The sequence below is a fragment of the Actinomadura opuntiae genome (assembly GCF_030283205.1).
Taxonomy (GTDB): domain Bacteria; phylum Actinomycetota; class Actinomycetes; order Streptosporangiales; family Streptosporangiaceae; genus Spirillospora.
Window position 1 is genome coordinate 359606 of the sequence record NZ_JASNWF010000007.1, and the last position, 23492, is coordinate 383097.

At 71.5% G+C, this 23492-nt stretch carries 19 protein-coding genes and 1 pseudogene; 11 read left to right on the forward strand and 9 right to left on the reverse strand.

What is annotated here, in order from left to right; translation table 11 throughout:
• The first annotated feature begins 5 nt into the window (after positions 1-5).
• From QP089_RS17755 to QP089_RS17790, 8 genes are all read left to right on the forward strand, one after another.
• Positions 6-1478 (forward strand): protein kinase domain-containing protein, encoded by a 1473-nt coding sequence (locus QP089_RS17755; RefSeq protein WP_285912724.1) that lies wholly within the window; start codon positions 6-8, stop codon positions 1476-1478.
• 185 nt (positions 1479-1663) lie between these two features.
• Complete coding sequence (locus QP089_RS17760; protein ID WP_285912725.1) at positions 1664-2953, forward strand: ABC transporter substrate-binding protein; 1290 nt, start codon at positions 1664-1666, stop codon at positions 2951-2953.
• Positions 2950-3918: a carbohydrate ABC transporter permease gene (locus QP089_RS17765; protein WP_285912726.1), complete on the forward strand. Its 969-nt coding sequence runs from the start codon at positions 2950-2952 to the stop codon at positions 3916-3918. The genes QP089_RS17760 and QP089_RS17765 overlap by 4 nt, the downstream gene beginning before the upstream one ends.
• Positions 3915-4808 carry a carbohydrate ABC transporter permease gene (locus QP089_RS17770; RefSeq protein ID WP_285912727.1) on the forward strand — a complete coding sequence of 298 codons (894 nt, stop codon included), beginning with the start codon at positions 3915-3917 and terminating at the stop codon, positions 4806-4808. Before QP089_RS17765 ends, QP089_RS17770 begins: the two co-directional genes overlap by 4 nt.
• Positions 4808-7099, forward strand: coding sequence for an alpha-xylosidase (gene yicI / locus QP089_RS17775; protein ID WP_285912728.1), 2292 nt, complete (start codon positions 4808-4810; stop codon positions 7097-7099). The genes QP089_RS17770 and yicI overlap by 1 nt, the downstream gene beginning before the upstream one ends.
• Positions 7099-8472 (forward strand): GH1 family beta-glucosidase, encoded by a 1374-nt coding sequence (locus QP089_RS17780; RefSeq protein WP_285912729.1) that lies wholly within the window; start codon positions 7099-7101, stop codon positions 8470-8472. The genes yicI and QP089_RS17780 overlap by 1 nt, the downstream gene beginning before the upstream one ends.
• Positions 8469-9503, forward strand: a complete 1035-nt coding sequence (locus QP089_RS17785; RefSeq protein ID WP_285912730.1) for a LacI family DNA-binding transcriptional regulator — start codon at positions 8469-8471, stop codon at positions 9501-9503. The genes QP089_RS17780 and QP089_RS17785 overlap by 4 nt, the downstream gene beginning before the upstream one ends.
• 136 nt (positions 9504-9639) lie before the next feature.
• Positions 9640-12627, forward strand: a complete 2988-nt coding sequence (locus QP089_RS17790) for a glycoside hydrolase family 3 C-terminal domain-containing protein (protein WP_285912731.1) — start codon at positions 9640-9642, stop codon at positions 12625-12627.
• Here the strand turns inward: QP089_RS17790 and QP089_RS17795 are convergent.
• A complete protein-coding gene (locus tag QP089_RS17795) occupies positions 12614-13486 on the reverse strand; it encodes a helix-turn-helix transcriptional regulator (RefSeq protein ID WP_285912732.1) in 873 nt (290 codons plus the stop codon). The two genes, QP089_RS17790 and QP089_RS17795, sit on opposite strands and share 14 nt — an antisense overlap.
• Before the next feature lie 103 nt (positions 13487-13589).
• Between QP089_RS17795 and QP089_RS17800 the strand changes: the two genes are divergently transcribed.
• The 3 genes from QP089_RS17800 (at position 13590) to QP089_RS17810 (ending at position 15615) form a co-directional block, all read left to right on the forward strand.
• Entirely contained in the window at positions 13590-14315 is a 726-nt protein-coding gene (locus tag QP089_RS17800; protein ID WP_285912733.1) for an SDR family NAD(P)-dependent oxidoreductase, read from the forward strand.
• 94 nt (positions 14316-14409) lie between these two features.
• Entirely contained in the window at positions 14410-15042 is a 633-nt protein-coding gene (locus tag QP089_RS17805) for a hypothetical protein (RefSeq protein WP_285912734.1), read from the forward strand.
• A 3-nt stretch (positions 15043-15045) separates the two neighbouring features.
• Positions 15046-15615 carry a TetR/AcrR family transcriptional regulator gene (locus QP089_RS17810; RefSeq protein ID WP_285912735.1) on the forward strand — a complete coding sequence of 190 codons (570 nt, stop codon included), beginning with the start codon at positions 15046-15048 and terminating at the stop codon, positions 15613-15615.
• A gap of 16 nt (positions 15616-15631) precedes the next feature.
• On the opposite strand, the pseudogene QP089_RS49030 reads toward QP089_RS17810, so the two are convergent.
• From QP089_RS49030 to QP089_RS17845, 8 genes and pseudogenes are all read right to left on the reverse strand, one after another.
• Positions 15632-15808 (reverse strand): annotated as a pseudogene (locus tag QP089_RS49030) (hypothetical protein); the annotation flags it as partial.
• Positions 15809-15889: 81 nt separating this feature from the next.
• The gene (locus tag QP089_RS17815; RefSeq protein WP_285912736.1) at positions 15890-16372 is read right to left on the reverse strand and encodes a nucleoside deaminase; all 483 of its coding nucleotides are present in this window, start codon (positions 16370-16372) and stop codon (positions 15890-15892) included.
• A 70-nt stretch (positions 16373-16442) separates the two neighbouring features.
• The gene (locus QP089_RS17820; protein WP_285912737.1) at positions 16443-17453 is read right to left on the reverse strand and encodes a LacI family DNA-binding transcriptional regulator; all 1011 of its coding nucleotides are present in this window, start codon (positions 17451-17453) and stop codon (positions 16443-16445) included.
• 99 nt (positions 17454-17552) lie between these two features.
• Positions 17553-18992 carry a GH1 family beta-glucosidase gene (locus QP089_RS17825; protein ID WP_285912738.1) on the reverse strand — a complete coding sequence of 480 codons (1440 nt, stop codon included), beginning with the start codon at positions 18990-18992 and terminating at the stop codon, positions 17553-17555.
• Entirely contained in the window at positions 18989-19882 is an 894-nt protein-coding gene (locus tag QP089_RS17830; RefSeq protein ID WP_285912739.1) for a carbohydrate ABC transporter permease, read from the reverse strand. Before QP089_RS17830 ends, QP089_RS17825 begins: the two co-directional genes overlap by 4 nt.
• On the reverse strand, positions 19879-20865 hold the full coding sequence (locus tag QP089_RS17835; RefSeq protein WP_285912740.1) for a carbohydrate ABC transporter permease: 987 nt from the start codon (positions 20863-20865) through the stop codon (positions 19879-19881). Before QP089_RS17835 ends, QP089_RS17830 begins: the two co-directional genes overlap by 4 nt.
• 104 nt (positions 20866-20969) lie before the next feature.
• A complete protein-coding gene (locus QP089_RS17840; RefSeq protein WP_285912741.1) occupies positions 20970-22277 on the reverse strand; it encodes an ABC transporter substrate-binding protein in 1308 nt (435 codons plus the stop codon).
• 143 nt (positions 22278-22420) lie between these two features.
• Positions 22421-23482 (reverse strand): LacI family DNA-binding transcriptional regulator, encoded by a 1062-nt coding sequence (locus tag QP089_RS17845; protein ID WP_285912742.1) that lies wholly within the window; start codon positions 23480-23482, stop codon positions 22421-22423.
• Positions 23483-23492: the final 10 nt, after the last annotated feature.

The following is a 23492-nucleotide window of genomic DNA, read 5'->3' on the forward strand; positions in this document are numbered from 1 at the left end:
CCCCCATGCCCGAGATCGTCGCCCCGGGTGACCGGCTCGGGGAGCGCTACCTGCTGGAGGCGCCGCTGGGCGCCGGCGGGATGGCCACCGTCTGGCGCGCCACCGACCTCGTCCTGGACCGCGCCGTCGCGGTGAAGGTGCCGGCGGACGGCTGGCCGGAGGAGTTCAGCCGCCGCCTCCGCCAGGAGGCCAAGGCCGCCGCCGGCCTCGCCCATCCGAGCATCACCGGCGTCTACGACTACGGCGAGGACGAGCTCACCCCGCGCACGGGGCGGTTCGGCCGGCGGCGGCGCGTCCCGTACGTGGTGATGGAGCTGCTGGACGGCGAGACCCTGTCGGCGCGGCTGGCGCGGGGGCCGCTGCCGTGGCGGGAGGCGGCCGGGATCTGCGCCCGGATCGCCGACGCGCTGGCCGCCGCGCACGCCGCCGGAATCGTGCACCGCGACGTCAAGCCCGCGAACGTGTTCCTGACCCCGCTCGGGGTGAAGGTCCTCGACTTCGGCATCGCGTTCACCGGCCCCCCGAAACCCGACGGGTCCGGCGGGCCCATGATGGGCACCCCCGCCTACGTCGCCCCCGAGCTGCTCACCGGGACGCCGCCGACGCCCGCGGCGGACATCTTCTCGCTGGGCGTCGTCCTCAACCAGGCGCTCGCCGGGGGCGCGCCCTCGCCGGTCGCGGATCCGCCGCCGGACGTCCCCGCCGAGGTCGCCGCCCTCTGCCGCCGCTGCCTCGACGAGGATCCCGAGGCCCGCCCGTCCGCGGTGGAGGCCGCCCGGATCCTGGCCGGCGCCGGCGGCGTCCAGCTCGCCGCGTTCCCGCAGCCCGCCGGGGCCGCGGCGGCCGCCGCGGGCGGCGAGCACCCTCCGACGCGCGTGCTGGACGAGCCGCTCCCGGAGCCGTCCGACGAGCCCACCTCGAGCGAGCCCGCGCCGAGCCCGCCTCCGCCGCCCGAGCCGCCTGCGGCCGCGCCGCCGCCGGGTGGACCTCCGTCGGGCGGGCCGGTGCCGTCGCGCAAGCCGCTGGTCATCGCGGGCGCGGCGGTCGGCGCGCTCGGCCTGGCGGCGCTGCTGATCGGCGTGCTCACCCCGGACTCCCCGCCGGAGACCGGCGGTCCGTCGAAGGCGCCCGCCCCGTCCAAGACCACCGCGACTGCGGCGGTCACCGCGTGCTCGGTGGCCTACCGGATCGACGGGTCGTGGCCGCAGGGCTTCCAGGCCACGGTGCGGATCACCAACCTCGGAAAGGTTCGGGTCGACGGCTGGCGGCTGGCGTTCGACTTCCCGGACGGCCAGTCGATCACGCAGGTGTGGAACGCCGGGCAGGAGCAGCGCGGCGCGTCGGTGACGGTCACCGCGGCGAGCTGGAACGAGGCGATCCCGCCGCGCGGGACGGTCGAGTTCGGCTTCCTCGGGCGCTGGGACGGGAGCAACGGGCGCCCCGGCCGGTTCACCCTCAACGGCGTGGAGTGCCGGTAGCCCGGGCCGCACATGGGAGCGCTCCCAGAAAGTTCCCGCAGCTCATCGGCCATTTTTGGTGATCGATCCGGATCGTCCTATTGTGCGGTGGCTCACCGAGGGCTTAGCATCCCGGTCAATCGAAGCGCTTCGACAATGCGCGACGGACACGACCTCACCGGTCCCACCCCCGTGAAGGATCCCCCATGTTCAAGGCAGGCAGGAGCGCGGCGCTGCTCGCCGCCCTCGCCGCCGCGGCCCTGTCGCTGTCCGCCTGCGGCGGCGACGGCGGCGGCGACTCCGACGGCAAGGTGCTCAAGCTCTGGCACTACGAGGCCCCCGACAGCGCCATGGGCCAGGCGTGGAACGAGGCGGTCAAGGAGTTCGAGGCCGCCCACCCCGGCGTGAAGGTGAAGTTCGAGGAGAAGGGCTTCGAGCAGATCCAGAAGACCGCGCCGATGGTCCTCAACTCCAAGGACGCCCCCGACGTCATGGAGTACAACAAGGGCAACGCGACCGCCGGCACGCTCTCCAAGCAGGGCCTCCTCCAGGACCTCACCCCCGAGGTCACCAAGCGCGGCTGGGACAAGCTGGTCAGCCCCGGCGTCCAGGTCACCGCCAAGTACGACGCCAAGGGCACCATGGGCGGCGACAAATGGTACGGCGTCCCCAACTACGGCGAGTACCTGCAGGTCTACTACAACAAGGACCTGTTCAAGAAGAACGGCGTCCAGATCCCGACGACGTTCGCCGAGCTCACCGCCGCGATGGACAAGTTCGTCGCCAAGGGCGTCACGCCGCTGACCAACGCCGGCGCCGAGTACATGGCGCAGCAGTTCGTCTACCAGCTCGCCCTCGACAAGGCGCCCGACCGCTCCTGGGTGGACGCCTACCAGCGCTACACCGCCAAGCCGAACTTCAACGACGCGGCCTGGAGCTACGGCGCCACCACCTTCGCCGACTGGGTGAAGAAGGGCTACATCGCCAAGGACTCGGTCAGCAAGAAGGCCGAGGACGCGGGCGTCGCCTTCATGGGCGGCAAGTTCCCGATGATGTTCTCCGGCAGCTGGTGGTTCGGCCGGGTCGCCAAGGAGGCCAAGTTCGACTGGGAGACCGCGGTCTGGCCGGGCGCCAAGATGACCCTCGGCTCCAGCGGCAACCTGTGGGTCGTCCCCAAGGGCTCCAAGAACAAGGACCTCGCCTACGACTTCATCGACATCACGATGAAGAAGAAGGTGCAGAACATGCTCGGCAACCTCGGCGGCATCCCCGTCGCGGCCGACTCCTCGGCGATCACCGACCCGAAGGTCAAGAAGCTCACCGACGACTTCACCGCGCTGGCGCAGAGCAACCAGCTCGCCTACTACCCGGACTGGCCGGTCTCCGGCTTCTATGACGCCTGGGTCGCGCAGACCCAGAAGATCATGAACGGGACCGCGCCCGGCGAGGCGATGAGCGCGCTGCAGAAGACCTACGAAGACGGCCTGCCGAAGTGACGACGCACGACCGGGTCCGGAGGGGACGCGGCGCCGCCACCGGCGCCGCTCCCCGCCCGGGGGGACGGGCGCGGGCGCGCGAGCAGCTCGGCTACCTGCCGTACCTGCTGCCCGGGCTGCTGCTGTTCACCGCCGTCATCGGCGTCCCGTTCCTGATGAACATCGGCACGAGCTTCACCCAGTGGTCCGGCGTCGGCAGCCCGTCCTTCACCGGCCTGGACAACTACCGGGAGCTGGTGAGGGACGGCGAGTTCTGGGCCTCGTTCCGGCACAACGTCCTGGTCATCGTCGGGATGGCGATCGTCCCGACCGCGATCGGGCTGGTGCTGGCCTCCGCCCTCACCGACCTGATCCACCGGCACTTCGGGCCGCGCACCGCCGCGGTCCTGCGCGCCTGCCTGTACCTGCCGCAGGTGCTGCCGATCGTCATCGGCGGCGTGGTGTGGAGCTGGCTGCTGTCGCCCGACAACGGCGCGGTGAACACGCTGCTGGACGACGTCGGGCTCGGCTCGCTCGCGCACGACTGGCTCGGCGACCCGGACACCGCGCTGTGGAGCGTCCTCGGCGTCATGGTCTGGATGCAGATCGGGTTCCCGCTGGTGGTGTTCATGTCCGGCCTCCAGCGCGTCGACCCGGCGCTGTACGAGGCGGCGGAGCTGGACGGCGCGACCTGGGCGCGGCGGTTCTGGCACATCACGATCCCGCAGATCCGCCCGGAGATCTTCGTCGTGCTGCTGTGGACGACGATCGCGGCGCTCAAGGCGTTCCCGCAGATCTTCGTGCTGACGAAGGGCGGGCCGGGCGGCGCCACGAACGTCCCGTCGTACTACTCCTACGTCAACTTCTTCGAGAAGTCCGACGTCGGCTACGGATCGGCGATCGCGACCGTCCTGACGCTGGTCATCATCGCGCTGACCGTCGTCTTCCTGCGGCTGCAGGGACGGGACCTGGGGGAGGAGCGATGACCGTGACGATGACCAAGCCCGGCGCCCCGGCGGCGAGGGACCGGCGGGAGGCTCCGCGCCGGCGGCGGCGCCGCGGCCCGTCCGCCTACGCGGTGCTGGTGGCGCTGGTCGCGCTGGCCGGGATCATGCTGATCCCGTTCCTGGTCGTGGTGTTCAACGCGCTGAAGACGCCGCGGGAGTACACCTCCAAGGGGCCGCTCTCGCCGCCGTCCGGGTTCGACCTCGACGCGATCCGCGACTTCTGGGAGCGGGTCGACTTCGGGCACGTCCTGTGGAACAGCGTGCTGATCAGCGGTTCGGTCGCGGTGCTGGCGGTGCTGCTGTCGGTGTTCAACGCCTACGCGCTCGGCATCGGCCGCATCAAGGGCCGGATCTGGCTGCTCGCGCTGCTGCTGCTCGCCAACACGCTGCCGCAGGAGGCGCTGGTCTACCCGCTGTACTACATGGCCAAGCAGATCGGGATCTACGACACCCGGCTCAGCGTGATCATCGTGTTCACGGTGGTGCAGAGCGCCTTCGGCACCTACCTGCTGTCGTCGGTGATGTCGGCGTTCCCGCGCCCGCTGCTGGAGGCGGCCCGCATCGACGGCGCGAACCGCTGGCAGATCCTGTGGCGGGTGGTCGTCCCGGTCGTGCGGCCGACGCTGAGCGTGCTGCTCGTCTTCTTCTTCGTGTGGACGTGGAACGAGTTCCTCATCCCCATGGTCTTCCTCATCTCCAACGAGAACCAGACGGTCTCCGTCGCGCTCGGCGTGCTGCAGGGGCAGCGCCTCATGGACGCCACCATGTCCAGCGCCGCCGCGCTCCTCGGCCTCCTCCCGACCGTCGTGTTCTTCCTCATCTTCCAGCGCACCCTGTCGCGCGGACTGACTGCGGGGGCAATCAAGTAATGAAGTTCAGTGACGGCTACTGGATGATGCGGGAGGGTGTGCACGCCGTTCATCCGGTGGAGGTCCTCGACGTCGCGGAAGGGGCCGGCGCGTTCTCGGTGCAGGCGCCCGTCCAGCGGATCCGGCACCGGGGCGACCTTCTCAGGGGCCCGGTGGTGACGATCGACTGCGCGTCGCCCATGCCGGACGTCATCGGGGTCACGATCACCCATTTCGCGGGCGCGAAGCGGCGCGGGCCGGAATTCGAACTGGCCGCCGATCCCACCGGTGACGTGCACGTGGACGACGAGGCGGCCTCGCTGACGTCCGGTGCGCTGACCGTGCGGGTGAGGCGCGGCGGAGAATGGGGCGTCGACTTCCTCGCAGACGGACGTCGCCTGACCGGGACCGCGCCCAAGGCGACCGCCGTCATCGACACCGACGACGGCAAGCATTACGTGCGCGAGCAGCTCGATCTCGGCGTCGACCATTTCGTGTACGGGCTCGGTGAGCGGTTCGGGCCGCTGGTGAGGAACGGCCAGTCGGTCGACATCTGGAACGCAGACGGCGGCACCGCCAGCGAGCAGGCGTACAAGAACGTGCCGTTCTTCATGACGAACGCGGGATACGGGGTCTTCGTCGACCATCCCGGGCACGTCTCGTTCGAGGTCGCCTCCGAGGCCGTCGCACGGACGCAGTTCAGCGTCGAGGGCCAGTCGATGCGGTACTTCGTCATCTACGGGCCGTCGCCGCGGGAGATCCTGCGCAAGTACACGGCGCTGACCGGGCGGCCCGCGCGGCTGCCGGACTGGTCGTTCGGGCTGTGGCTGTCCACCTCGTTCACCACCGACTACGACGAGGCGACCGTCTCCTCGTTCATCGACGGGATGGCGGAGCGGGACCTGCCGCTCAGCGTGTTCCATTTCGACTGCTTCTGGATGCGCGAGTTCCAGTGGTGCGACTTCGAATGGGACCCGCGGGTGTTCCCGGACCCGGCCGGGATGCTGCGCCGGCTCAAGGAGCGCGGGCTGCGGATCTGCCTTTGGATCAACCCCTACATCGGGCAGCGGTCGCCGCTGTTCGAGGAGGGCCGGGCGCGCGGCTACCTGCTGACGCGGCCGGACGGGGACGTGTGGCAGTGGGACAAGTGGCAGCCCGGCCTGGCGGTGGTCGACTTCACCAATCCCGAGGCGCGGGAATGGTACTCGGCGAAGCTGGAGGCGCTGCTCGACATGGGCGTCGACTGCTTCAAGACCGACTTCGGCGAGCGCATCCCGACCGACGTCGTCTACCACGACGGGTCCGACCCCGAGCGGGCGCACAACTACTACACCTACCTCTATAACCAGACCGTCTTCGAACTGCTGCGCAAGAAGCGCGGCGAAGGGGAGGCGGTGGTGTTCGCGCGGTCGGCAACGACTGGCGGGCAGCGTTTCCCGGTGCATTGGGGCGGCGACTGCGAGTCGACGTTCGAGGCCATGGGGGAGAGCCTTCGCGGGGGCCTTTCCCTCGGCATGTCGGGGTTCGGCTACTGGAGCCACGACATCGGCGGCTTCGAGGGGACGCCCGATCCCGCGCTGTTCAAGCGGTGGATCGCGTTCGGCATGCTGTCGTCGCACAGCCGGCTGCACGGAAGCCATTCCTACCGGGTGCCGTGGCTGTTCGACGAGGAGTCGGTGGACGTCCTCCGCGACTTCACCAAGCTGAAGATGCGGCTGATGCCCTACCTTTCCGGGGCGGCGCGGCAGGCGTACGGCGAAGGTGTGCCGATGATGCGGGCGATGGTCCTGCAGTTCCCGGACGATCCGGCCTGCACGCACCTCGAACGGCAGTACATGCTCGGTGACGATCTGCTGGTGGCGCCCGTCTTCTCGTCCGACGGCGACGTCTCCTATTACGTCCCGGACGGCGTGTGGACCCATTACCTGACCGGCGAACGGGTGCACGGCGGCCGGTGGGTGAAGGAACGGCACGGGTTCGGCAGCGTGCCGCTGCTGGCCCGCCCCGGCTCGGTCATTCCGGAGGGCGCGGTCGACGACCGTCCCGACTACGACCACGCCGACGGCGTCACGCTGCGCGTGTACGAGCCGTCCGACGGAATGCACGCCGTCACCCAGGTGGAGGACGCCGTGTTCACCACCACCCGGAATGGCGCGACGGTCCGCGTGACGGGCGAAGGCTCTTGGAACGTTCTGCTGGTCAACGCGCGGGTGTCCGCGGTCGAGAACGGCGACGCGTCGCGTCATCCGCACGGGGTTCTGGTCAAGGCGGCCGGTGACGAACTCGTCATCACTCTGGAAGAGGAGAACTGATGGGATTCCCCGAGGGATTCCTGTGGGGAGCGGCGACGGCGTCCTACCAGATCGAGGGGGCCGCCGCCGAGGACGGCCGCACGCCGTCCATCTGGGACACCTTCAGCCACACGCCGGGAAAAGTGCTGAACGGCGACACCGGTGACGTCGCCACCGACCATTACCACCGCTGGCCGGAGGACGTCGCGTCGATGGCGCGGCTGGGGATCGGCGCCTACCGGTTCTCCATCTCCTGGTCGCGCGTCCTGCCGGAGGGAAAGCCCAACCAGAAGGGCTTCGACTTCTACTCGCGGCTCGTCGACGCGCTGCTCGAGAACGGAATCGCGCCCGTCGCCACCCTTTACCACTGGGACCTTCCGCAGGAGCTGGAGAACGCGGGCGGCTGGCCGGTGCGCGACACCGCGCGCCGTTTCGCCGACTACGCCGAGCGCATCGGCCGGGTGCTCGGCGACCGCGTCGACACCTGGACGACCCTGAACGAGCCGTGGTGCTCGGCGTTCCTCGGCTACGCGGCGGGCGTCCACGCGCCGGGACGCACCGACCCGGCGGACGCGCTCGCCGCCGCCCACCACCTCAACCTCGCGCACGGCCTGGCGGTGCGGGCGCTGCGCGGCGTCGTGGCGCCGAACGCGCGGCACTCGGTCACCCTGAACCTGCACCACCTGCGCGGGGACGCCGAGGCCGTCCGGCGGGCCGACGCCGTCGCCAACCGGATCTTCCTCGACCCGGTGCTCGGCCGCGGCTACCCCGCCGACCTGCTCGCCGACACCGCGGAGATCACCGACTGGGCGTTCGTCCGCGACGGCGACGCCGGCGTCATCGCCGCGCCGATCGACGTCCTCGGCGTCAACTACTACTCGCCGACGCTCGTCCGCGTGTGGGACGGGACGTCGCCGCGCGAGGACGACGACGGCCACAAGCGCGGCGCCGCCACCCCGTTCGTCGGCTGCGAGGGCCTGGAGTTCGTGAAGCAGCCGGGCCCGTACACGGCGATGGGCTGGCCGATCGACCCGTCCGGCCTGGAGGAGCTGCTGCTGCGGCTGCACCGCGAGTACCCCGGCACCCCGCTGATGATCACCGAGAACGGCGCGGCGTTCGACGACGAGGTGACCGGCGGCCGGGTGCGCGACGACCGCCGCATCGCCTACCTGCGCGACCACATCGCGGCCGCCGAGCGCGCCTGCGCGGCGGGCGTCGACCTGCGCGGATACGTCGCCTGGTCGCTGCTCGACAACTTCGAATGGGCCTACGGATACGACCGGCGTTTCGGGCTGATCCACGTCGATTACCGCACGGGCGAACGGACCTGGAAGGACAGTGCTTTCTGGTACCGCGACGCGATCGCCGCATCGCTAGCATCGGACGACAAATGAACCGCTCGACGACGGGACGGTCCGTGGTCAAGATCACTGATGTGGCGCGGCACGCCGGGGTGTCGCCGAGCACGGTGTCCTACGTGCTGAGCGGCAAGCGGACGATCTCCGAGGAGACCCGGCGGCGCGTCCGCGACAGCATCCGCGAGCTCGGCTACCGCCCGCACGCCGGCGCCCGCGCCCTGGCCAGCAGCCGCTCCAACGTGCTCGCGCTGATGATCCCGCTGCGCTCGGGCATCGCGGTGCCCGTCGTCATGCAGTTCGCGATGTCGGTGGTGACCGCCGCCCGCGGGCACGACCACGACGTCCTCCTGCTGACCCAGGAGGAGGGCGAGGACGGTCTGCGCCGCGTCGCCGACAGCGCGCTCGTGGACGCCCTCATCGTCATGGACGTGCAGATGAAGGACCCCCGGCTGCCGCTGCTGCGCTCCCTCGACCGGCCCAGCGTGCTCATCGGGTTCCCCGCCGACGCCGACGACCTGACCTGCATCGACCTGGACTTCCACGCGGCCGGCGCGGTCTGCGTGGAGCATCTGGCCGGGCTCGGGCACCGCGAGGTCGCGCTGATCGGCTCGCCGCCCGAGGTGTACGCCCGGCAGACCGGGTTCGCGCAGCGGGTCGCCGACGGGTTCGGCGCGGCCGTCCGCGAGCACGGCCTGACCGGCGGCGTCCACCCGTGCGAGGCGACCCCGGAGGCCGCCCGCGCGCTGGTCGCCCGGCTGCTCGCCGAGCGTCCCGGGCTGACCGGGATCCTCGTCCACAACGAGCCGGTCGTGGACACGGTCGTGCGGGCGCTGCGCGCGAACGGCCGCGCCGTCCCGCAGGACGTGTCGGTCGTGGCGATCTGCCCGGACGAGATGGCCGAGCACGCCGAGCCGCCGCTGTCGTGCGTCGCGATCCCGGCCCAGGAGGTCGGCGGGCGCGCCGTCGAGCTGCTGATGGACAAGCTCGACGGCGAGAGCGTCCCGGCCGCGACGCTGCTGCCGCCGACCCTGACCCCGCGCGCGAGCACCGCTCCGGCGCCGCGCTGACGACCCGCCCGCCCGCCCACATCCCGCTCCCACATCCCGCCGAATCCGAAGGAGGCATGCGCCCGGGCCCGCGCGGCCCGACTGTCGAAGCGCTTCGACACCGTTGCTCGGGGGACCAGTCCAAGAGGAGAAACCGGTGCACACCACCCGCCCCACCCCCCGTTTCCCCGCCCGGCGCCGCCGGGCCGTGTCCCTGGCCGTGGCCGCCGTGCTCGCGGCCCCGGTCGCCCTGGCGGCCGTCCCGGCCTCGGCCGTCGAGACCTATCCGTTCCGCGACCCGCACCTGCCGGTCGACGCCCGCGTCAAGGACCTGCTGGGACGGCTCACGACCGACGAGAAGGTCTCGCTCCTGCACCAGTACGAGCCCGCGATCCCGCGCCTCGGGATCAAGCGGTTCAAGACCGGCACCGAGGCGCTGCACGGCGTCGCCTGGTCCACCGACATCAACGCCTCCGGCGCCGTCCGGACCGCCAAGGGCACCGTGTTCCCGCAGTCGGTCGGCTTGGGCGCCACCTGGGACCCGGCGCTGATGAAGCAGATCGGGTCGGCGGTCGGCGACGAGGCCCGCGGCTACAACAGCATCGACCCCGACGTGTGGGGCCTGCAGTTGTGGGCGCCCGTCGTCAACCTGCTCCGCGACCCGCGCTGGGGACGCAACGAGGAGGGCTACTCCGAGGACCCGCTGCTCACCGGCCTGCTCGCCACCGCCTACGGCAAGGGCATGCAGGGCGACGACCCGGACCACCTCAAGGCGGCGCCCGTCCTCAAGCACTACCTCGCCTACAACAACGAGATCCGCCGCGACCAGACGTCCTCCAGCGTGCGGCCCCGCGTGCTCAAGGAGTACGACGAGGTGCCGTTCAAGCTGCCGCTGACGCAGGACGCCGCTACCGGCCTGATGACCTCCTACAACCTGGTCAACGGACGCCCGGCGACGGCATCGCCGCTGGTCAACGACGCCCGGAAGTGGAGCGCCAGGACGCTGCTGAACGTCACCGACGCGGGCGCGCCCAACAACCTCGTCGGGTCCGAGCAGTACTACCCGGACCTGGCCACCGGCGACGCCGCCACCATCAAGGCCGGTGTCGACAGCTTCACCACCGACGACACCAACTCGTCCATCACCGTCAACGCGGTCAAGACGGCCCTGTCGAAGGGCCTGCTCAGCGAGGCCGACCTCGATCGCGCGGTCGGCGACATCCTCAGTGTCCGGGTGCGACTCGGCGAGTTCGACCCGGGCGGCGGCAAGTACGGGAAGATCACCAAGGACGTCGTCGGCAGCCCCGCCCACCGCGCCCTCGAACGCAAGGCCGCGACCGAGCAGATGGTGCTGCTGAAGAACCAGAACAAGGCGCTGCCGCTGTCGTCCGGCAAGAAGGTCGCCGTCGTCGGCCCCCTCTCCAACACCCTCTACACCGACTGGTACTCCGGCTCGCTGCCGTACAAGGTCACGCCGCTGGACGGCATCAAGGCCAAGGCCGGCGCCGGCAACGTCGCGTCCAGCGAGGGCGTCGACCGCATCGCCCTCAAGGACGTCAAGACCGGCAAGTACGTGGCGGGCGGCACCACCGCCGCCGGAGCCGTTCTGAAGACGGGGCCGACCAGCGCCGACGCGTCCACCCAGTTCGACGTGTTCGACTGGGGCCAGGGCATCGTCACCCTGCGCAGCGCCGCCAACGGCAAGACCGTCGGCATCCACTCCGGCAACACCTTCGCCAACGACCAGGACCAGCCGAACGGCTGGTTCGTCCAGCAGATGTTCAAGCTGGAGAAGCAGGGCGACGGCTCGTACCTCATGCGCTACGCCGGCTACGAGAAGGCCTACGACTGGGCCGACCCGACCAAGATCTACGTGAAGGTCCAGGACGACGGCACGCTCGTCCTCACCACCAAGGACGACGCCAGCGCCTTCGCCAAGGACGTCGTCAGCAGCGGCGTCGACGCCGCCGTCAAGGCCGCCACCAGCGCGGACACCGCCGTCGTCGTGGTCGGCAGCATGCCGTTCATCAACGGCCGCGAGGACCACGACCGCACGACGATGGCGCTCGCCGAGGGCCAGGAAGAGCTCATCAAGGCCGTCCGCAAGGCCAACCCGAACACGGTCGTCGTCGTGGAGAACAGCTACCCGACGACCCTCACCTGGGAGCAGGCGAACGTCCCGGCGATCCTGTGGACGAGCCACGCCGGCGCCGAGACCGGCAGCGCCCTCGCGTCCGTCCTGTTCGGCGACGAGAGCCCGTCGGGCAAGCTCCCGCAGACGTGGTACCGCTCCGAAAGCGATCTGCCCAGCATCCTCGACTACGACATCATCAAGTCGGACCGCACCTACCTGTACTACAAGGGCAAGCCGCTCTACCCCTTCGGCTACGGCCTCACCTACACGACGTTCCGGTACGGCAAGCCGAAGCTCAGCAGCCACTCGCTGTCCGGCGGCAAGACGCTGACCGTCACCGTCCCGGTCACCAACACCGGGACGCGGGCGGCCGACGAGGTCGTCCAGCTCTACACGCACCAGCGGACGTCCCGCGTGAAGCAGCCCGTCGAGCAGCTGCGCGCCTTCCAGAAGGTGCACCTCGCCCCCGGCCGGACCGCCTCCGTCACGCTCCGCGTTAAGGCGTCCGACCTGGCGACCTGGGACGTCACCCGCAACAAGTGGACGCTGGAGACCGCCAAGCAGGACGTCCTGATCGGCTCCTCGTCCACCGACATCCGGCAGCGCGCCACGGTCGGCGTGCACGGGGAGCGCGTCCCGGCCCGCGACCTCACGCAGCCCACCCGCGCCGCCGACTTCGACGACCAGAACGCCGTCCAGCTCGTCGACGAGTCCAAGGCGAAGGGCGACGCGGTCGCCGGCGCCGAAGGCTCCTGGCTCGCCTTCAAGGACTCCGCCCTGAAGAACGGCACCCTCACCCTCCGCGCGGCCAAGGAGACCGCCGGGAACACCACCGTTCAGGTCCGCCTCGACAGCCCGACCGGCCCCCTGGCCGCGACGCTGACCGTCCCGTCCACCGGCGACAAGTACACCTACAAGGACGTGACGGCCGCCCTCCACGCGACCGGCCGCCACGACCTCTACCTCGTCTTCACCGGCGAGGCCCGCCTGTCCACGCTCACCCTCCGCTGATCCAGCGGTCCCCGTCCCGGCTCGTCCGGGGCGGGGCCGCCGCCCTGAGCGACAGCAGCGCGTCGCGGGACGCCGACCCCGGCGGCGCGGTGTAGAAGACCGTCCACTGGTCGCGGTCCGGATCGTGCAACGCCTCGCACTCCAGATCGAGCAGGCCGGCCACCGGGTGGTGGATGCGCTTGCGGACCGACCGCTCGACCTGGACGTCCTGCCGCTCCCACAGGCTCCGGAACTCCGCGCTCGCGGCCAGGAGCCGCTCGACCAGGTCGTGGACGCCGTGGTCGCGCGGATACCGGGCGGCGACCGCCCGCAGGTCGGCCACCGCCTCGCGCGCGAACCGGGGCGCGTCGGCCGCGTCCACCCGCCTGCGCGCCTGCGGCCGGGCGAAGAACCGCCACACGATGTTGCGCTCGCGCTCCGGCACGGCGGCGAAATCACCGAGAAGCGCGCACGCCATCGGGTTCCACGCCAGGACGTCGAACTTGGCGTCGCACACCAGCGCGGGCGTGTCGTCGAGCCCCTCCAGGAGGCGGAGGACGCTCGGCCGCACCTTCCGGACCGGCGTCGGCGGCGGCGCGGGCACCTCGCCCGCCAGATAGTGCAGATGGGACCGTTCGGCATCGGACAACCGCAGCGCCCGCCCGAGCGAGACGAGCACCTGCCGCGACGGCCGCGGGCCGCGGGCCTGTTCGAGCCGGACGTAGTAGTCCACCGAGATCCCCGCCAGCTGCGCGACCTCCTGCCGCCGCAGCCCGGGCGTGCGCCGGCGCCCCGGGTTCAGCCCGACGTCGGACGGCTGCACCCGTGCGCGCCACCGCCGCAGGAAGGCGGCCAGCTCCGCCCGGTCTCCGTGCTCCACCTCTCAAGTGTGGCCGTCCCGGCGCACGGCGACCATGGGACCGCCGGTACCAGTCTCAACGGTCCTCTCCCGGACCGGGCGGCCCGCGGCCACGGTGGGTCCCATGACGACAGAGAAGATCGTTCTGATCACGGGCGCCAACAAGGGCATCGGCTTCGCGACGGCGGGCGCGCTGGCGCGGTCGGGCCACACCGTCCTGCTCGGGGCCCGCGACCCCGGACGCGGCGAGGCGGCCGCCGCGGCGCTGGCGGGCGAAGGGCTGGACGCGCGCTTCGTGCATCTCGACGTGACCGACCCCGCGACGATCGCGGCCGCCGCCGCGCTGATCGACACCGACCACGGCCGGCTGGACGTCCTCGTCAACAACGCCGCCATCACCCGCGACCGGTCGCGCCCGCCGGCGGAGATGCCGGTCGCCGACCTGCGCGAGGTCTACGAGACCAACGTGCTCGGCGTTGTCGCGGTGACCAACGCCATGCTGCCGCTGCTGCGCAGGTCGCCGGCCGCCTTCATCGGCAACGTCTCCAGCGGGCTCGGCACGTTCGCGTTCCTCGAGAAGCCGGACGAGGAGCTGGCGCGCTACGCGAACCTGCTCGGCTACAACTCGTCCAAGGCGGCCCTGAACGCGGTCACGCTCATCTACGCCAACGCGCTGCGCGGCGAGGGCATCAGGGTCAACGCGCTCTCGCCGGGGTTCTGCGCCACAGACCTCAACGGACATACCGGTGTCCTGACCGCGGACGAGGGCGGAGCCCACATCGCCCGCCAGCTGGAACGGCCCGAAACCGGCGCCTTCCTCAACGAGAACGGAGGCACCTACCCCTGGTGACCGGCACCCCTTCTTATTCGGCTCGGGGGCTTGCGCTCCGAGGCTAATGTGATTAACTTAAAGTTAATTGCATTAACCAACATGGGAGGGTGACATGGTGAGCATCGCCGCCGCGCCGCGCAAGGGGCTGCTGAGCGTTCCGGCCGTGGCCGGGATCGGGTTCGCGCTCTCGTGGGCCGCCGGGCTCTCGGTTCCGGTGCCCGCGGCCGGGTTCGGCGCGAGCGGGAGCGAGATCGTCCGGGACTACGCGGGGCACGGGGGCGCGCTGACCGTGCAGTTCCTGCTCACCGAGGGGCTGCCCGCGGCCGCGCTCGCGCTCGTCCCGCTCGCGCTCGGACGGGCGGCGCGCTGGTCGCGGGCCGGACGGATCGCGGCGGGCGCCGGGCTGGTGGCGGCGGTCATCTCGCTGGCCCAGTTCGCGATCGGGCTGGTGCTGGTCGCCACGTCGGCGCCGGGCACCGCGCACGCGCTGCTGGAGGCGCTCAACCGCGCGGACGGCGTCAAGATGTTCTTCCTCGCGGCCGTCGGGGCCGCGGGCGCCCTGTCGGGAACCCTTCCGCGCTGGCTCCGCTACGTCGGATTCACGCTGGCCGTCGCCATCGCCGGCTCCGGCATCGGGTACGCGCTGCTGCTCACCGGCGTCGCTACGCTGGCGTACGTGTCGCTCCCCCTGCTGATCCTCTTCGTCACCGGCACCGGTGTCGCCCTCGCCCGCAAGGCCGCGTAGGGCATGCCGCGCGCGGGCCTGACCCCGGAGCGGGTCGTCCGGGTGGCCGCGGACGTCGCCGACGAGACGGGCCTCGAAAAGCTGACCCTCGCGGCCGTCGCGAAGCGGTGCGGGGTGTCGCTGCCCGGGCTGTACAAGCACGTCGACGGCCTGGACGCGGTCAAGCGCGGCATCGCGATGCTGGCCGTGGAGGAGATGGCGGCGCGGCTCGCGGCGGCCGCCGCGGGCGTCACCGGGCGGGAGGCGCTCGCGGAGCTGTCGGCCGCCTACCGCGCCTACGCCGCCGCGCATCCCGGACGGTACGCCGCGAGCGTCCGGGCCCCGGCACCCGGCGACGCGGAGCACGAAGCGGTCTCCGACCGGGCGGTCGCCGTCATCGCGTCCGCGTTCAAGGGCTACCGGCTCGAGGGCGGCGATCTCGTCCACGCGATCCGCATGTGGCGGATCGCCTGCCACGGGTTCGCGTCGCTGGAGCGGGACGCGGCCTTCGGCCTCCCGGAGTCCCTGGACGACACCTTCACCCGCCTGATCGACGCCCTGGACGAGTCCTTCGTAGCCATGAGCCGCTCATGACAACACGCACCGCAGCTCAACGCAGGATGTCGGGACGGCGCAGGTGGTGGGCCACGTTGCCGACCGGCTCCAGGGTGATGCGGCGTTCGGCGAAGCGCCATTCGCCGTCGTGCAGCTCGAAGCGGTCGTCGTAGCGGCCGGCGCAGATCGCCTGGAAGGGCAGGTCCGGCGTTGCCTGGAAGACGGTGAAGTACGACCGAAGTCGCCGTGCGCGAACAGCGCGGCGACCGCCGCGGCGCGCCGGACCCCGTGGAACGGTCCCGTTCGGCGGGACTCAGGAGCAGGCGCGGACGTGCAGGTCGTGGACCTCGGCCTCCAGCGCGGGGACGGGCCCGTCCACCCGGATCCCCGGCACCACGTCCTGGATCGGGATCGCGTTGACCGGGGACGGCGGGACGCCCAGCGCGGCGCGCCACGCCCCCACCTGCGCGGAGGAGTGCACGTAGACGATGCGGCCGAGGCCGACCCAGCCGTGCGCGGCCGAGCACATCGGGCAGTGCTCGCCGGAGGTGAACACGGTCGCGGCGGAGCGCTCGTCCGGAGCCAGGTTCGTGGCGGCCCAGCGCGCGACCTCGAACTCCGGGTGCCGGGTCTGGTCGCCGCCGGCGGTGCGGTTGCGGTCCTCGAACAGGATCTCGCCGGACGCCGAGACCAGCACGGTGCCGAAGGGCTCGTCCCCGTCGGCGAGCGCCTCGGCGGCCAGCGCGACGGCACGCCGCAGGTGGACCAGCTCCTCGTCGGTTGGCGCGTAGGCCATGGCGGGCTCCTCTCGGTCCGGCGATGTCAGGAATGATCATAGGCCGGACTCATGACCCCGGCGGACGCCGCTACGCCGACTCGCGCAGGACGAGGTGCGGGCGCATGATGACCACCGGGTCGGCGACGGCCTCGCCGCGGATCCGCGAGATCAGCAGCCGCGCCATCGCCACGCCCATCTCCTCCGGCGACTGGTGCACGCTGCTGAGCGGCGGGTCGGCCAGCGGCGCGGCGGCGGAGTCGTCGAAGCCGATCACCGCGACGTCGCCGGGGACGCGGCGTCCGGCATGGCGCAGCACCCGCAGCGTGCCGAGCGCCATCGGGTCGCTGGCGGCGAACACCGCGTCCAGCTCCGGCTCGCGGGCCAGCAACTCCTCGGCGGCGCTGATGCCGGTGGCCTCGCCGAAGTCGCCGAACGCGACGTACTCCGGCAGCCCCGCCTCGCCGAGCGCCTCCCGGTAGCCGGCGAGCCGGTCGATGCCCACCCCCATGTCCTGCGGGCCGGCGATCGTTGCGATGCGCCGCCGCCCCCCGGTGATGAGGTGGCCGACGGCCTCGCGGGCGCCGAGCCGGTTGTCGACGTCGACGTAGCTGACCGGCGACAGGCCCGGCGGCCGCCCGCCGAGCACCGTCGGCACCCCGTTGGCCTCCAGCTTGGCGGGCAGCGGGTCCTCGGCGTGCAGCGAGGTGAGCAGCACCCCGTCCACGTGCTGGGTGGTCAGGTAGTGCTCGAGCCGCGCGTACTCGGCGGGGGAGCGGGCGAGCGCGAGCAGCAGCTGCAGCCCGGTGTCGCCGAGGCCGTTGCTGATCCCGCGGATGATGCCGGCGAAGTACGGCTCGCCGAACAGCCGCTGGTCGGACTCGGCGATCACCAGCGCGACCGTGTCGGTGCGCCGGGTGACCAGCGTGCGGGCCGCCCGGTTGGGCACGTACCCGAGCTCGTCGATCGCCTTCAGCACGGCCTGCCGGGCCCGCTCGCTGACCCGCGGCGACCCGTTGACCACCCGGGACACCGTGCCGCGGCCGACCCCGGCCCGCGCCGCGACCTCCTCCAGGGTCGGGCGCGTGCCCCTCTGCGTCATCAGGCCCCTCCGTCCTTCCTGTGGCGCCCGCGCCGGCCCGGCACCGGCCCGGTGGGGCGGCACCGCCCGCGGCGGGGCGGTGCCGGTCCCGGCGATGCCTCAGCCGCGCCCGGGCAGGCCGCCCCGCCGGATCACGTCCGAGTACCAGCGTGCGCTGTCCTTGGGCGTCCGGCGCTGCGTCGCGTAGTCCACGTGGACCAGCCCGAAGCGCTTGGAGTAGCCCCAGGCCCACTCGAAATTATCCAGCAGCGACCATGTGAAATAGCCCGCGAGCGGTACGCCGTCGGCGATGGCGGCGTGGCACGCGCGCAGGTGCGCGTCGATGTAGGCGATGCGCCCCGCGTCGTGGACCGTGCCATCGCCGTCCGGGGCCTCGTCGTAGCCGGCGCCGTTCTCGGTGATGTACAGCGGGACGGCCGGGTAGTCGCGGTGCACCCGGGTCAGCACCTCGTGCAGCCCGCTCTCGTCGATCTCCCAGCCCATGCCGGTCGTCGGCCGGCCCGCCGAGACGAACCGGACGTGCTCGCTGCCCACCCACGGGGAGTTCGTCGCGAACGGCGAGGAGGCCGTCTGCGCCGCCTCGCCGGGCGTCCCGGCGACCGTGTGCCGCGAGTAGTAGTTGATGCCGAGCTGGTCGATCGGCCGGCTGATCACGGCCAGGTCCGCCGCGTCGGGCTCGAAGCCGAACCGGGCGGTGTCGGCCAGCACGTCCTCGGGGTAGCGGCCGAGCAGCAGCGGGTCGAGGAACAGCCGGTTCTGCATGCCGTCGATGCGGCGCGCGGCGTCCACGTCGGCGGGGTCGTCGGTCGCGGGGGACACCGCGTACAGGTTGACGGCCGCGCCGAACCGGTTGCCCGGGTGGCGGGCCCGCATCGACTCCACCGCCAGGCCGTGCCCCAGCATCAGGTGGTGCGCGGCGAGCAGGGCGCCGGACGGGTCGAGCCGCCCCGGCGCGTGGTCCCCGGACGCGTAGCCGAGGAACGCCGCGCACCACGGCTCGTTCACCGTCGTCCAGTGCTTCACCCGGTCGCCGAGCGCCTCGTGCACGGCGGCGGCGTAGTCGGCGAACCGGTGCGCGGTCTCGCGCTCCGGCCAGCCGCCCGCGTCCTCCAGCGGCTGCGGCAGGTCCCAGTGGTACAGCGTCGGCCAGGGCTCGACCCCCGCCTCCAGCAGCGCGTCGACGAGGCGCCGGTAGAAGTCGAGCCCCCGCTCGTTGACGGCCCCGGCCCCGGTCGGCTGCACCCGGGGCCAGGAGATGGAGAACCGGTAGGAGGTGAGGCCGAGCCCGCTCATCAGCGCGACGTCCTCGGGGTACCGGTGGTAGTGGTCCACGGCGACGTCCCCCGTGTCGCCGCCGAGGACCTTGCCGGGCGTGCGGGCGAAGGTGTCCCAGATCGACGGTCCGCGCCCGTCCTCGGCGGCGGCGCCCTCGATCTGGTAGGCGGCGGTGGCCGCGCCCCAGCGGAACCCGGTGGGGAACCGTGGCCCGGTCGCGGCGGCGGCGTCGTCCTGGACGGCGCTCGATTCCAGAGAGGTCACGCCTTCACCGCACCTTCCATGATTCCGCCGATGATCTGGCGGCCGAACACGACGAACACCACGAGCAGCGGCAGGATCGCCACGGTGGTGCCGGCGAACATGAGCGTGTAGTCCTTGAAGTACGCGTTCGCCAGGTTGTTGATCGAGATCTGGACCGTGGGGTTCTCCGGCGTGAGCACCGCCAGCGGCCACATGAAGTCGTTCCAGGTCTGCATGAACGTGAACAGGCCGAGCACGCCGGCGGCGGGCCGCAGGGCGGGCAGCACGACCCGCCAGTAGATGCCGAACGTCGTGCACCCGTCGACCCGGGCGGCCTCGATCAGCTCGTCCGGGACGGCCTGGTCGGCGTACTGCCGCATCATGAACACGCCGAACCCGGTGACCAGGAACGGCACGATCACCGCCTGCAGATGGCTCTGCCAGCCCAGCTTCACCATGATCATGTAGAGCGGGATGATGCCCATCTGCACCGGGATCATCATCGTCGCGACGATCGACACCAGCAGCGCGTTCTTGCCGCGGAAGCGCAGCTTGGCGAAGGCGAAGCCGGCCAGCGAGGCGAAGAAGACGGTGGAGACCGTCACGCACGCCGAGGCGATCGCCGAGTTCACCAGGCCCTTGGCGAAGTAGGCGTCGGGGTTGTCGAACAGCCGGCGCACGTTGTCCCCGCCGTGCCCGCCGGGCAGCATCGGCGGCGGGACGTCGGCGACCACGTCGTTGGTCCGGGTCGCCACCGCGATCATCCAGTAGATCGGGAAGACCGACAGGGCGAGCGCGACGATCAGCGTGAGGTAGGTCAGCGGGCTGGCGTTCCACAGGTTGCGGAACCGGCCGGACCGGCGGTCGCGGGCGTGCCGGGCGTCGCCGGGACCGGCCAGGAGCGTGGTCACTTGGTGCCTCCCGTGCGCCGCACGAACAGGAAGTTGATCAGCGAGAACAGGATGATCATCAGGAACAGGGCCCACGCGATCGTGGCGCCGTAGCCGTACCGGTCATGGCCGAAGGCGTTGTCGTACATGTACATCGTCAGCGTCTGGAACTGGTGCAGCGGGCCGCCGTCCATCTTGTTGGGGGTGCCCACGCTGAACAGCACCGGCTCGGTGAACAGCTGCAGCCCGCCGATGGTCGCGATGATCGTCGTGAAGATGATCGTCGGGCGCAGCATCGGCACGGTGATCTGCCAGAACTGCCGGATCCGGGACGCGCCGTCGATCGAGGCCGCCTCGTAGAGGTCCTTCGGGATCGCCTGCATCGCGGCGAGGTAGATCAGCGCGTTGTAGCCGGTCCAGCGCCAGTCGACCATGGTCGCGATCGCCACCCAGGACCAGCCGCGGCTGCTGGTCCAGTTGACCGGGTCGATCCCGACCAGCCCGATCGCCCAGTTGATCATGCCCCAGTCGTGGTCGAACATCTGGGTGAACACGATCGCGACGGCGGCGGTCGAGGTGACCAGCGGCGCCACCATGCCGATCCGGAACAGCGTCGGCAGCCGCATCCGCCGGTTCAGCGCGTTGGCGACGAACAGCGCGATCAGCAGCTGCGGCACCGTCGACAGGACGAAGATGCCGACGGTGTTGACCGTCGCGTGCCAGAAGTCGGCGTCGCTCCACAGGTACTTGTAGTTGTCCAGGCCGACCCACTTGCGGGTGCCCGAGGCGAGCTCCCAGTCGTGCAGCGACACCCAGAGCGTGTACACGAGCGGGAACGCGCCGAAGATCGCGAAGACGATGTAGAACGGCGAGATGAAGGCGTAGGGCGAGGCCTTCACGTCGAGCCTGGTCAGGCGGGTCCGCAGGGAGCGGCGCCCGGCCGGTGGGGCCTGCGCCGTGGGCTGCTGCGGACCGTTCCGGCTGGGGCGCAGATCGGTGGCCATGGGCCGGGCGCCTCCTTTCCGAGGACGGGACTGAGCGGGAGTGGAACGGCGGCGGCGCCGTGCGGGGAGGTGGGGCACGGCGCCGCCGCCGTGGCGGGAGGCGGCTACCTGGCGGCCTTCTTGGCCTCGTCGACGGCCTTGGACCAGGCCTCGTCGGGCTTGACCTTGCCCTGCCCGACCGAGATCAGCACGTTCTCCACGGCCGCCCGCACGTCCTCGTTCTTCGGGCCGAGGTGCACCGGCTTCACCGAGGCGACCAGGCCGCCGAAGATCGTGCCGATCGGCGCGTCGTTGAAGTAGGCGCTCTTGGCGTCGGCGACCGCCGGGTCCTGCTCGGCCTGCGGCGACGACGGGAAGGTGCTGGCGGACTTGAAGGCGCCGGCCTGCCCCTGCGGGGAGGTCAGGAACTCCGCCAGCGCGGCGGCCTGCTTGGCGTGCTTGGTCTGCTTGGGCACGGCGAGCCACGAGCCGCCCCAGTAGCCCGAGCCGCCGGGCGTCGTCGCCACGTCCCACTTGCCCTTGCCGGAGGCGCCGGAGAACTGCTCGATGCCGCCGAGCATCCACGACGGGCAGGGCACGGTGGCGAAGGTGTCGCGCTTGAGCCCGGTCTGCCACGGCGGGGTGAAGATCGACATGTCCGAGGTGAGCTTGCTCTGCTCGAACTTGAGCGAGGTGTCGAACGCCTGCTTGACCGCCGGGTTGCTGTCGAAGACGAGGTTGTCGTTCTTGTCGAAGAAGCTGTAGCCGGGGCCGGCGCCGGCGTTCTGCAGGACGGTCGCGCGGAAGACCGCGGTGGGGCCGTCGAGCCACTTGGTGCCGGACACCTTCTGCTGGAACTTCTGCCCCGTCTGCAGGAACGCGTCCCACGTCGGCCAGAGCTTGCCGACCTCCTCGCGCTCGGTGGGCAGGCCCGCCTTCTTGAACAGGTCCTTGCGGTAGCACATGGCGAGCGGGCCGACGTCGGTGCCGAGGCCCACCAGCTGCTTGCCGTCCGGGCTGACGCCCATCTGCCACTTCCACGGCAGGAACTTGTCCTGCAGCGCCTTGCCGCCGTAGTCGAACAGGTTGAGGAACTTCGACCGCTGCTGCATGTAGAGCGGCAGGATGCCCTCCTCGAGCATCACCACGTCGCCGGCGCCGCTGCCCGTGGCCATCCACTGCTGGATGCGCGGCTTGTACTCGTCCAGCGACGAGACCTTGCGCTGCTTGATGGTGACGCCGGGGTGGGACTGCTCGTACTGCTTGTAGAGCTGGTCGTAGCCCACCTCGCCGAACACGTCGACGGTGAGCGTCACCGGCCCCGAGTCCGAGTCCTTCTTGTCGTCGTCGCCGCCGCCGCAGGCGGCCGCGAGACCGCCGGCGAGCACCACCGCCATCGCCGTGCCCAGTCCGCGCCGCATGATGGCCCTCATGGCGGACCCCTCTCAGGTTGTGTCTTCCATTGCGTGGGAGCGCTCCCACGGATGAAAGACCGTGACGGGCCTCACTGTCAATCCGCCGCAACACAACCGTTACAACTCGAACGGACCGGCGCGGGGCCCCGGGAGGCCCCGGCTCAGCCCTCCGGTACGGTGGACAGCCGCCGGCCGGTCGGGGGCGGGGCCGCCGGGACCGGCGCGGTGGACCGCCGGACGACCAGTTCCGGCCGGAACAGCAGCTCGGTGCGCGGAGCCCGGGCGCCGCGGATCTCGTCCAGCACCGTGCTCACCGCCGCCATCGACATCTCCCGCACGGCCTGCCGGATCGTGGTGAGCGGCGGGTCGAGGTAGGCGGTCAGCAGCGAGTCGTCCATGCCGGTCACCGACACGTCCTCGGGCACCCGCAGGCCCCGCGCCCGGGCCGCCCGGATCGCGCCGAGCGCCATGATGTCGTTGCCGCCGCAGATCGCCGTGCAGCCCGCGTCCAGCAGCTTCGCCGCCGCCGCCTGCCCGCCCTCGACCGTGTACATCGTGTTGACGACCAGCTCGTCGACCTCGGCCGCCGGCAGCCCGGTGTACGCCGCCATCGCCCGCCGGAACCCCTCGGTCTTGCGGCGCGTCGGCACGTACACGTCCTGCCCGATCGCCAGGCCGATCCGCCGGTGGCCCATTGCGGCCAGATGCCCGACGATCGCCTCCAGCGACGCGACGTCGTCGTTGGAGACGAACGGCGCGTCGATGTCGGGCCGGTACCCGTTCACGAGCACGATCGGCAGCGCCTGCTCGAGCAGCCGCGCGTACCGCGCCCGGTCGGAGCGGGCGTTGGCGTGCAGCCCGTTGACGAAGATGATCCCGGAGACGCCGCGCTCCAGCAGCATCTCGATGTAGTCGTCCTCGGCGACGCCGCCGGGCGCCTGCGAGCACAGCACCGCCATGTACCCGTGCCGGGCCAGCGCGCTCTCGATGACCTCGGCGAACGCCGGGAAGATCGGGTTGGTCAGCTCCGGGATGATCAGCCCGATCAGCCCGGCCCGCTGCTGGCGCAGCCGGGCCGGCCGCTCGTAGCCGAGCACGTCCAGCGCGGTCAGCACCGCCTGGCGCGTGCTCGGCGACACGCCCGGCTTGCCGTTCAGCACCCGGCTGACCGTCGCCTCGCTCACCCCGGCATGCGCGGCGATGTCCGCCAGGCGTGTCGTCATAGGTCTCAAG